General features: G+C 61.7%; 8 protein-coding genes. 3 read left to right on the top strand and 5 right to left on the bottom strand.

The window, feature by feature from the left end:
- From icmH to tssI, 5 genes are all read right to left on the bottom strand, one after another.
- Positions 1 to 1,091, bottom strand: a 1,091-nt coding sequence (gene icmH / locus BRAS3843_RS15695; RefSeq protein ID WP_035981830.1) for a type IVB secretion system protein IcmH/DotU, incomplete at its 3' end; no start/stop codon positions are given.
- A complete protein-coding gene (tssK, locus tag BRAS3843_RS15690) occupies positions 1,088 to 2,425 on the bottom strand; it encodes a type VI secretion system baseplate subunit TssK (protein WP_008969930.1) in 1,338 nt (445 codons plus the stop codon). The genes icmH and tssK, both read right to left, overlap by 4 nt.
- Before the next feature lie 48 nt (positions 2,426 to 2,473).
- Positions 2,474 to 3,850, bottom strand: a complete 1,377-nt coding sequence (tagH, locus tag BRAS3843_RS15685; protein WP_008969929.1) for a type VI secretion system-associated FHA domain protein TagH — start codon at positions 3,848 to 3,850, stop codon at positions 2,474 to 2,476.
- A 12-nt stretch (positions 3,851 to 3,862) separates the two neighbouring features.
- Positions 3,863 to 4,426, bottom strand: coding sequence for a hypothetical protein (locus BRAS3843_RS15680; protein WP_008969928.1), 564 nt, complete (start codon positions 4,424 to 4,426; stop codon positions 3,863 to 3,865).
- 5 nt (positions 4,427 to 4,431) lie between these two features.
- Entirely contained in the window at positions 4,432 to 6,300 is a 1,869-nt protein-coding gene (gene tssI / locus BRAS3843_RS15675; RefSeq protein ID WP_008969927.1) for a type VI secretion system tip protein TssI/VgrG, read from the bottom strand.
- A 339-nt stretch (positions 6,301 to 6,639) separates the two neighbouring features.
- On the opposite strand from tssI, the gene BRAS3843_RS15670 reads away from it, so the two are divergent.
- From BRAS3843_RS15670 to tssC, 3 genes are all read left to right on the top strand, one after another.
- Entirely contained in the window at positions 6,640 to 7,953 is a 1,314-nt protein-coding gene (locus tag BRAS3843_RS15670) for a type VI secretion system ImpA family N-terminal domain-containing protein (RefSeq protein WP_008969926.1), read from the top strand.
- Between the two features lie 123 nt (positions 7,954 to 8,076).
- Entirely contained in the window at positions 8,077 to 8,604 is a 528-nt protein-coding gene (tssB, locus tag BRAS3843_RS15665) for a type VI secretion system contractile sheath small subunit (RefSeq protein WP_008969925.1), read from the top strand.
- 17 nt (positions 8,605 to 8,621) lie between these two features.
- Positions 8,622 to 10,124 (top strand): type VI secretion system contractile sheath large subunit, encoded by a 1,503-nt coding sequence (gene tssC / locus BRAS3843_RS15660; RefSeq protein WP_035981828.1) that lies wholly within the window; start codon positions 8,622 to 8,624, stop codon positions 10,122 to 10,124.
- Positions 10,125 to 10,226: the final 102 nt, after the last annotated feature.

Here is a 10,226-nt window from a genome sequence, read left to right as displayed (position 1 = left end):
CGGTCCGGTGGCGGCGGTGGTGGCGGCGGTGGTGGAGGTGCAACGATCCGGCGCTTGAGCTCGATCGGATCGGTCGGATGGAGCGCAAGCGCCACGTCAGCAGCATTCTCCGCCCGGCCGGCGAGAAGCTCCCGCAGGATGAAGTAAGAGCCGGTCAGCAGCGCGGCCACCACGGCCGCCACCAGCCAGACCGGAACACGGATGCGCTGCCGGCGACTTGCCAGCGCCTGGCCGCGCCAGCTGGGCGACAGGTCGGATATCGTCTTCGGCCGGACCCGGCGCAGCGTCTCATAGAGGTTGCGCTGGATGACTTGCAGATTTGCAAGTCCACCTGCCGAGGTGCGGTGAATCCCCTGGAAACCGAGCGCAAGGCAGGCGTGCTGAAGTTCGAGCACGGGATAGTTGACCAGCGGATCGGTCTTCAAATGATCGAGGATCTCGAAGAAACGGACGCCACCAACCCGCTCGCCGAAGAACCGGCTCAGCATCGAATATTGCGTCCAGACGTGGCGCTCCTCGGTCGGGATGTGTTGCACGATATCGTCGGCCGTGGCGCACAAAATGTATTTCGCGGTGTTGGCCTGATGCTCGGAAATTCCCGCTGAACGGATATCCTTCTCGAAGAATTTGATGGCGTCGGCGACCTGCTCCATCAGGCTGGCGAATGACGCGCGCATGAGCGCGACGCGCAAGCGGCCAAGTAGCTGCAGCAATGGGCCTGCCGCACGCATGACGGGATTGGCGTTTGGCGCCACCAGGTCGTCGACGCGCAAGGGCGGTCCCGGCGGCAGCATCGGTTGCGGCGCCTGGGATTGCGCCGGTGTCGAGATCCACTCCTCGGTCGGATGGCTGACCGGTGCGGCGGCGTAGCTCGAGCCTTGTGGGACCGGAGAAAAGGACGATGGCGGCGCGGGCGCAGAAGCGCCGGGAGTAGAAAGGGGCGATGGCGAATAGGCCGGACGGGCTGCGGGTCCCTCGCCCGCGGGAGGCTGGGACGTCGGCACCGGCGGCAACTTCCCGCCGGGGTTGGGACGGATGATCGTCCGTTCGCCCCGACCGAAAGGATTGACCGGCTTGTCCCTGTCGCTCATGGCCTGTCTTCCAGGATAGCCCAAAGGTACAGTTCAAGCTCCGGCCAGTCGCCGGAGAAATGCATGCCGATCGACGCCGCGGTGCTGAACTCGGGCCACAGCGGCGACTTTCGGTCGAGGTAGAAATAGACGTGATCCGTGATGGCGCGGATGTGCGGCGGCGGCGTCGGCAAATGGACCAAGGTCAAACCCGGCAGGTTTGCGTGCACGATCTCGTTCATCTTGGTGTTCGGCCCGACCTTGAAGAGGTGCGGGAATTCGTTCTGAATCTCCACAAGCGGCCGCCGCGCGGCAACCTCCAACACCAGGGTTGCGTTTCGGAACAGCGCCCGATCGCGGATCGGTGATACGAACGCGTTCTGCGCGCGCTCGATGATCTCCAGGCGGATCGCCCGCCTCCCCAGCCGCGCACTCAAGAAGTCCTGGATGTCGCTCACGAGGGGTGTGAAGACATTCTCGAGATCGTCGTGATCGTACGCGGGATAATTGCGGGCCCGCCGCTCCGAGGTAGCGAATGTCGCAAGTTCACCAGCAAATCTCAGCAACTCCTCATACAGCCGCTCGGGATGCACGCTGCCCGAGCGCCGGAAGTGAGTCAGCACGGGAATGGTGCGGTTCAGCACTTGCAGCACCAGATAGTCGACGCTCTGCAACCCGCCGCCGGACGACGGATCGACGGCATAACGCGCTAGCTCGTCAAGCTTGGTCTCGACCCAGCCGATGATGCGATTGAGCCAGCCGTCGATGATCGGATGTGCGGCGGTGACCAGCATCGGCGGCACGAACTTGTCATCGAACAGAATGTTCTTGTCGCGCACCTCCAGGATGCGCGCGATGCCGAGGCCCATGTATCCTGGCTTGCTCGTCTTGCGCAGTTCGAATGACAAGCGCGGATACGCGATGTCGATCTCCTCTTCGATGCGGAGCGCCGAGGTCGAATCGATGAAGGTCTCCGACTTCCGAATGTAGCGACTGGCGCTATCGGTGCGGTCTTCGTCCACTTCGCGAGTGTTCGGCGCCGCGACCGGCATCATCAGCCAGACGATCTGGCCCGCGGCCGAGTCCGGCACTTCGATCGCTTCCGGAATCGGGCTGTCCGCAGGAATGTCGAACGGCGTTCCGTCCGGCATCACGCCCGATGCAGTGCGCACCGCGAACTTGCTTTGTTCAGTAAGATCCTTGTCGATCTCGAGCTCGGCAAATCCCCACGGATATGGCGTCGTGTAGCGCACACGCTTTTCCAGCAAGTGCTCGATGTAGCGATCGTTCTGCTGCAGATGGTGCGGCCGCAGAAACAGACCCTCTGACCAGAAAACCTTGCTGTACCAAGACATTCCCACATCCACTTGGCAATTGCCGGCGACGGCGCAGCCGCCGATGGTTCACTTCGACCGGGCCTTGTCGGCGCGGTCGTAATAGTTCGAGAAATGCAGCATGAAAGTATCGATCGGCGCGCTGTTGTCGCGGCCCAGATGCGCCTTCCAGCGCGTCAGGAATTCGTCCCAGAGTTTGCTCTTGTTCGAGCCGAGCCAGGATCTCGCGCCGCGCTGAAGCTCGAGCTCGCGCGCCATCAGTGTCGGATCGATACCGGCGATGAGCTCGTGGACGGCGTGCTGCATGGCCATGTACGTCTTCAACTGATGCGATTTCAGATCGCTGAACCCTTGCGCGAAGGCGCGTTTCGCGTCGAGGTAACTGCGCGTCGGCGGTCCGAACATGATGCGCAGCGCCTCTTCCGACGTCGGCGCAAATTTCAGCGGATTGTTCTCAAGGGCCTGGACGGTGGTCTGGTTGGTGCTGCGGGTCAGCTGCTTGGCCTGGGTTCGCGCCTGCAGCAGCGCCATCAGATTGTCCACCGTCATGCGCAAGATGAGGCCGAACTGTTCGGCCAACTCGGCATCACTCTTGTTTGCAAAGAAATTGTCCGGCAACCCGGCGGCGCGCGCGACGCGACGCGCGAATTCGGTATCGCCGACCGGCGCGGCGGCGACGGAGCTCTCATCGGCGGGCTGCGCCGCGCGCGGCGGCTCAACATGCGCCGGCGGTCCAGACGGCGCTGGCCGGACAGCGGCGGGCTCTTCATCGGTCCACACCGATGGCCTGCGCGGGGTCGGCATGGCCTTCGGCGGCTCGACCTGCGATTTCGGCACGGCAACCGGACCGGCTGCCCAGCTCATGTCGTCCTGGGCGGAGGGCTGGTACGAAGGCGTCAGCGGCGAACGTTGGACGAATTCCGCACCGGCCCCCGGCACGCTCGCCGCCCAATCCAGAAACTCCGGATTGACGGGCCGTGCAGCCTCCCGTGGCTGCTTCAAGTGCTGCGGATCGATCGGTGGCGGTACATCACCGTCGGCCGCCCAAAACTCCCCTTGCGTCGCATGCTGCTGGACCGGGAGGGCCCGCGGTTGCGCCTCGTTGTTTGAGACGGCTCCGCCGGCCTCCTCCTCCACCGAAACTCCGATGATGTAATGGCCGATCGTGAGCCGATCACCGTTGCGCAGCCGATGCGGTCCCCGCATGCGTTGGTCGGCGCCATTGAGAAAGGTGCCGTTGGTCGAGACGTCGTGCAGCCAGTAGCCGCCGTCGCGAAAATGCACCTCGCAATGCTTTCCCGAAATCAACCGCGCTGGATCCGGCAAGGTCCAATCAAGGTGACGGTCACGGCCGATATCGATCGAACGCCTGCCGGTCACTGTAAACGACACAGGACCGCCGTCGGGAAGATTCGGCTCGTTCTCGATATTGAAGCGAAGCACCATCACATCGTCTCGTCAGCGTGGAGGGCGCGGTTCGCCGCGTGCCAACTGAATACCATCCTCGAGGCATGCCGTCATTATCCGGTCAAGGGAGTCGCGAGGGAGCCGGCAAAGGCCGATCAGCAGGGCCGCTCGCACTGCCCGCGCGGCTTGGTCAGGCTTGGCTTCGACCGGCGCATATTCCGCAGGAACGACGCTTCCGCCGGACCAGCCGGCCGCCAGCGCGAGCCACGTCGCAGGTTGCTCGGGATCATTGGCATTGCCGACGGCCAGTGCCTTGTTGCGGGATTGCTCGTCGGGCTCCCGGACCCAGGTCTCCGCAACGTTCAGCGCCCTGCTGTCGTTGGCGTCGAAATGGTCGAACATCCGGCGCAACGAGCGACATCCCCAGGCAACGGACACGCGTCTTGGGAGCAGGTAGGCGCAGAAGGATACCGCCGGGTGCCAGCTGCGCGCGCCGGCGGCCTCCTGAAGGAAATCCAGCGAGGGCTTGTCGGCCTCGGCCTTGCCGACATCATAGCGCGCCATGGGATAGGCTTGAAACAGATCTTGCACCGTACCGAAGCGAACCTGCGCCATAGGGGTCAACCGACGAGAGTTGGCGTGCCGTGGCCAACCAGCGGCCCGCCGGCCGCAAGCGCCATGGCGCCCTGCGCCGTCATGGCGATGGTCGGCGCGTTGACGATGATGCCTGCGGGGGACAGGATGATCTGGCTTGGACCAACCTGCAGGGTGATGTTGACGTTGGCTGTGAGCGTGATGCTCAAGCCTGCGTTGACAGACTGGTCCATGGCCAGCGTGATATGCTGACCGCCCAATTCGATATCGAGCTTGTCATTGCCGTTCTTGAGCGTGGTCTTGCGGGTGTCACCGCCGAACGCAGCCTCGCCGATGGTCCTTGTCTCGGTGTCACGGACGGTTACGTCGTGGTCCTTCTCGGCATGCACCGTGATCTTCTCGGACCCTTTCTTGTCCTCGAAATTCCATTCGTTGTAGCCGCCGCCGCCTTTGGTCGAGTCCGATTTCACGCCCGCGATCGTCTTCTTCGACGGCAGATCGTAGGGCAGCTTGTACTCGTCGTTGTACACGGTGCCGATCACCAGGGGCCGATCCGGATCGCCCTCCAGGAATTCGACCACCACTTCCTGTCCGACACGCGGAATGATCTGGCCGCCCCAGCGCTTGCCAGACCAGACCTGGGCTACCCGCAATCGGCAGGACCGCTTCTTCTTGCGATCCCAGAAGAAGCGGACATAGATCTCGCCCAGCGACTCGACGTCGATCTCCTCGCTCGAACCATCGTCTTTGGTCACGACCTTGGCGGTCTGGACACCGTTGATCCTCGGCTTCGGCGTCATCATCGGCGAGCGAAATGGCCGATCGCTCGGCAGAAACTCATAGCTGCCGAAATAGACGTGCTGCCCGGCGTCGCTGGGACCGCCGGTGCGATAGGATTCGATCGAAAACGAGTGCGTGGCTCGCACCACAAGATATTCAATGTTCTGCGAGTCCTTGGAGTGCTTCTCAAGCTTCGTCAGCCCGCCAGGAAATAGGTTGACGGCGTCGCCGTTGCCGCGCCGCCGCCGATCCATCGCCTGCTCGGCTTGGAGCTGGATTTTCGCGTAGCGCTCGCCATCGGATTTCTCTTTGAACTTGCCGGGATAGTCGTAAAACTCCATCTCGGACCGGGTGTAATGTTCGGTGCCCTTGGCGTCGCTGATCATCTGCGCGTTGGGCTTGAGGTAGTTATAGTCGTTGAGCTCGATCTTGCCGGTGCGAAAGCGGCGTTCCGACACCCATTCATAGATGTGCTGTTCGCCGCGGCGGTCGGCGCCCGTCAGCGGGAGATAGGGAATCGTCGCGAGACCGTTGATCGGGCTATGCGAGGATTTGGAGTCCGCCAGTACCAGCGTATGTTTGCCGCCCTCATGCTTGAAGAAATAGTAGATGCCGTGCTGCTCCATCAGCCGGCAAACGAAGTTCAGGTCGGTTTCGCGGTACTGAACGCAATATTCAAGCTTCGGACAGGAGCCCTCTTCGGTCAGCTTGGATTCGTAGTCGGTGAAGCCGCGTTCGTTGAAGACCTCCTTGATGATATCGGGCGCCTTCTTGTCCTGAAAGATCCGGCAATCGGTGGTCCGCGACAGCAGCCATAACCAGGGCCTCAGGACGATCCGGTAGATGAAATAGTCATTCTTCACCCCGAGCCACTGCGCTTCCGTCAGGATGCCGCTGAACTCGCGCTGCTTTTCATGCAGCTTGATGGTCAGCGTGCATTGCTGGCCGATCGCACGGTCGAAGTCGAGATCGGCATCCTCGCTGAGACACTCGATACGATATTCGAACAATTCGCTGAGACCTTCCGACGCCTCGAATCCGGCGAAGACCAGAACGTCCTTGCCGAGAGGCGTCTTGAGTTCGCAGAGGCGCGTATCCTGGGTAAGCTGGCCCATGTGGGCAGTAAACTCCCTGGCTGACCACATGATCGGCTGCGAAAAGCAGATCAGGTGCTGTGCAAGAACCTCAGGACTCCTGCCGGCACTGGCCGTGCTGGCAGGTCCGTCCGGGGTCGGCCTCCTGACGCGCATAGCAGCCGTCTAGGGAACCACCCCACCCCCATGTAGTCGGCTCCAAGAGCTTGCCGGTTCACGCGAAAAATCATGAACACGGAGAATGAACCGGGACCGCCAAGCCTCTGACCCATAAGGCAGTTGGATCGTGATCAGATTGCATGATCCCCCAGTTGTCACCGTTCGGCAGAGGGCCACGGCCCAGCAGAGGACGCTTCCCGGATGCTTGATGTCGTCTCCCTGACGCAGCCCATAGCGGCCGACGATCCCTGTGGGCCGGATCTCGACGCTATCGGCGACGTGCAATATCTCAATTTCTTCGCAGGTGCGGAATCGCTCCTGCCGATGTCGTACTTCGAAGTCGTCAACGCCAATGGAGAGCGCGGGCGTTTCGATCCGAAAACGATCGATTTTGCCGGCCAGTTTGCCGCAGCGCGGCCGCTACTGGCGCGCACCCGCGATCTCCGCCTGAACCTGCTGCTGGCCAAGTTTTCGATCCTCAATCGCGATCTCGACGGCTTTCTCGGCTGCCTGAAGGCAACCAATGTGTTGCTGCGCGAGCAGTGGGAAGCGGTGCATCCGCGGGCCGAGGACGGCGACTATGCGCTACGGGCCGTCACGGTCGAAGCGATCGACGTATTTCCAACCGTGATCAACCCGCTCCAATTCCTTCCGCTGATCGAGAACCGCAGGTATGGCAGCCTCAACTACCGTGCCTATCAGATCGCCAAGGGCGAAATTCCTGCAGGCAACGCCGACGTCGACGGCCCCGATCTCGCAACAATCGAGCGCATCGTCGGCGAAACGGACCTCGACACGCTCAAGGCCGCCAGCGCGCGGTGCTCAGCGGTCGCCGCCGAAATCGCGGATCTCAAGTCCATCTGGCACGAAAAATTGAACTCGGGGCAACCTATCAGTCTGGACAGGCTGTCCGGCGTGGTGAGCGGGATGGCCGCCTGGCTGGCGGGTCTTGTCATAGCCCGCGATCCGACCGCGGCCCCCGCACCCGCGGAAGATGCCGCTCCCGTCGACGCGCAAGCGCCGGTGGACGCAGCTGGCGCGCTGACCTCGCCGGCGCAGGCCTCCGCAGCGCTTGCCGCCGCTGGTGACTATTTTGCGCGAATGGAACCGTCCAACCCGGCGCTGCTGCTGGTGCGTCAGGCACAGGAGATGGTCGGCAAATCGTTCATCGAAGTGATGCGCATGCTGGTGCCCTCCCACGTGGAGAACGCTGCGATCAACATCGGTCGCGACAAGGTCTTCGACCTGCCGATCGAGCGGATGGCTGAACTCGCCACACCGCTCTCAGCGACCGCCGCGAGCGACACTCAAGATATTGTTTTTTCGGTAGAAAATAGAATGCAGGCGTTGGGCCTGCTGGCGAAGGTGGCGGCGTTTTTCCGGGCCGCAGAGCCGTCCAGCCCGATCCCACTCTTGGTCGATCGCGCGCGCGATCTCGCTCAGCGAGACTTCCTGAGCCTCTTAAATGACGTCCTCCCCGAGGGCGCGCTGAAGACAGTCGATAAATCGTATTGAACCGACCTTTCGTTCGAGGGGACTAACTGGACATAACGAAGCTTTGCCGAGCGCAAGTTCAATCAACCTATCAACCTGCGTCACGCAATTCCGCTTTCATAGCGATTTTGTAGCGAGGGGAACATGGCAACGGACAGCGGTCAGAAATTCATTCGGCGAAACCGCGCACCACGCGTGCATATTACTTATGAAGACCCCTACGACGCCGAGCGGCTGATCGAACTGCCGTTCGTGATGGGCGTCCTCTCAGATCTGTCCGGCAACAATCCCGGCGTCGAGAAGACCAAGGTCGAAGAGCGCAAGTTCCTTGAATTCGACATGGACAATTTCGACGGCCGAATGGCGGCGATCCAGCCCGGCGTGACGGCGCGCGTCGCAAATCGTCTCAGCGAGAACCCCGACGAAAAGATCTCCGTCAACCTGCGCTTCAACAAGATGGCGGACTTCACACCGGTGGCCGTGGCCCGCCAGGTGCCGGTGATGGCCAAACTGCTCGAAGCCCGTGAACAACTCGCCAATCTGCTGCGCTACATGGATGGCAAGGTGGCGGCCGAGGATCAGCTGAAGAAGCTTCTCGCCGATCCTCAACTGATGGCCGCGCTGCGCGAGCGCGCGACGAGCCAGTCGACCGAACCCGACAGCCAGAGCTAAGGGAAGGAATGGGGACCATGGCAAAAGACGCTGCTCATCAAGAAACCACTTCCCAGGTCGGGACCGTCGAGGCCGACGAGTTCTCCGCTCTGCTGAAGCAAAGCTTCAAGCCGCGCACTGAACGCGCGGCGACCGAAGTCGAGAACGCAGTCACCACACTCGTTCAGGAAGCGTTGAAGGACACGAGCGTCATCAAGTCGGACGTGCTCGATACCATCGAGGAGATGATCGCGCGTATCGACCAGAAGCTGACCGCGCAGATGAACGAGATTCTTCACGCACCTGAGTTCCAGGCGATCGAGAGTGCCTGGCGGGGCCTCCACTATCTGGTGTTCAACTCGGAGACCGACGCCAACCTCAAGATCCGGGTGATGAATGTCTCCAAGAACGAGCTGTATCGCAACTTGCGACTTTATCCAGACGCCCGTTGGGACCAGAGTCCGCTGTTCAAGCAGATCTACGAGTATGAGTTCGGTCAGTTGGGCGGCGAGCCGTTCGGCTGTCTGATCGGCGACTACTATTTCAGTCACCTCCCCACCGACGTGCAGTTGCTACGTGACCTCAGCAAGATCGCCGGCGCTGCGCACGCTCCCTTCTTCAGCGGCGCCGAGCCGACGCTGATGGGAATGGACTCCTGGACCGAACTGTCCAATCCTCGCGATATCGGCAAGGTGTTCGACACGCCGGAATACGCCGCGTGGAAGGGACTGCGCGATCAGGACGACTCACGCTATCTCGGCCTGTGCATGCCGCGGGTGCTGGGGCGCCTGCCCTACGGCGCGAAATCGGAGCCGGTCGAAGAGTTCGCCTTCGAGGAAGAGACTGACGGGCACACCGGCGACAAATACGGCTGGATCAACGCCGCCTATGCGATGGCCGTCAACATCAATCGCGCCTTCAAGGAGTTCGGCTGGTGCACTCGGATCCGCGGCGTGCAGTCGGGGGGCGAGGTCATCAATTTGCCGACCCACACGTTCCCGACCGACGACGGTGGCGTGGACCTGAAATGTCCCACCGAGATCGCGATCAGCGATCGCCGCGAGCACGAACTTGCAAAGGCGGGCCTGATCCCGCTGATCCATCGCAAGAACACCGACAAGGCCGCCTTCATCGGCGCCCAGTCGCTGTATAAGCCGAAGAAGTATTTCGGCGAAAAAGGCGTGGATGCAACCGCGTCCGACAACCTCTCGTCACGTCTGCCCTACATGTTCGCCGTGTCCCGCTTTGCGCACTATCTGAAGTGCATGGTTCGCGACAAGATCGGATCCATGAAGGAGAAGGATGAGCTGACAGTCTGGCTGCAGACCTGGATCAATGAATACGTTGATGCCAACCCAGCCCTATCGTCAGAAGCTCAGAAAGCGCGCAAGCCGCTGGCCGCTGCGAAGGTCGAGGTCATAGCAAACGAGGAGAACCCGGGATATTACAACGCACGCTTCTTTCTTCGTCCACACTTTCAACTGGAGGCGATGGACGTCGGCCTCAGCCTGGTCTCGCGCCTGCCTGGCCCCAGCTCCTGACGCTGCAACATCGCAACCCCAAACATCAGATACTGAGAGGAACATGCTATGGCTGTCGACATCTTCTTGAAACTCGAGNCCCCATCAAGGGCGAGTCGTTGG

This window comes from Bradyrhizobium sp. STM 3843 (genome assembly GCF_000239815.1).
Classification (GTDB): Bacteria; Pseudomonadota; Alphaproteobacteria; order Rhizobiales; family Xanthobacteraceae; genus Bradyrhizobium.
Note: the sequence above shows the minus strand (reverse complement) of the source record. Positions and strands in the feature narration are given on the sequence as shown.

What these genes read in the sequence shown, in the direction of transcription:
- tssK (WP_008969930.1), bottom strand. Translation starts at nt 2,425, where the DNA reads ATGTCTTGGTACAGCAAGGTTTTCTGGTCAGAGGGTCTGTTTCTGCGG.
- tagH (WP_008969929.1), bottom strand. Translation starts at nt 3,850, where the DNA reads ATGGTGCTTCGCTTCAATATCGAGAACGAGCCGAATCTTCCCGACGGC.
- BRAS3843_RS15680 (WP_008969928.1), bottom strand. Translation starts at nt 4,426, where the DNA reads ATGGCGCAGGTTCGCTTCGGTACGGTGCAAGATCTGTTTCAAGCCTAT.
- tssI (WP_008969927.1), bottom strand. Translation starts at nt 6,300, where the DNA reads ATGGGCCAGCTTACCCAGGATACGCGCCTCTGCGAACTCAAGACGCCT.
- BRAS3843_RS15670 (WP_008969926.1), top strand. Translation starts at nt 6,640, where the DNA reads ATGCTTGATGTCGTCTCCCTGACGCAGCCCATAGCGGCCGACGATCCC.
- tssB (WP_008969925.1), top strand. Translation starts at nt 8,077, where the DNA reads ATGGCAACGGACAGCGGTCAGAAATTCATTCGGCGAAACCGCGCACCA.
- tssC (WP_035981828.1), top strand. Translation starts at nt 8,622, where the DNA reads ATGGCAAAAGACGCTGCTCATCAAGAAACCACTTCCCAGGTCGGGACC.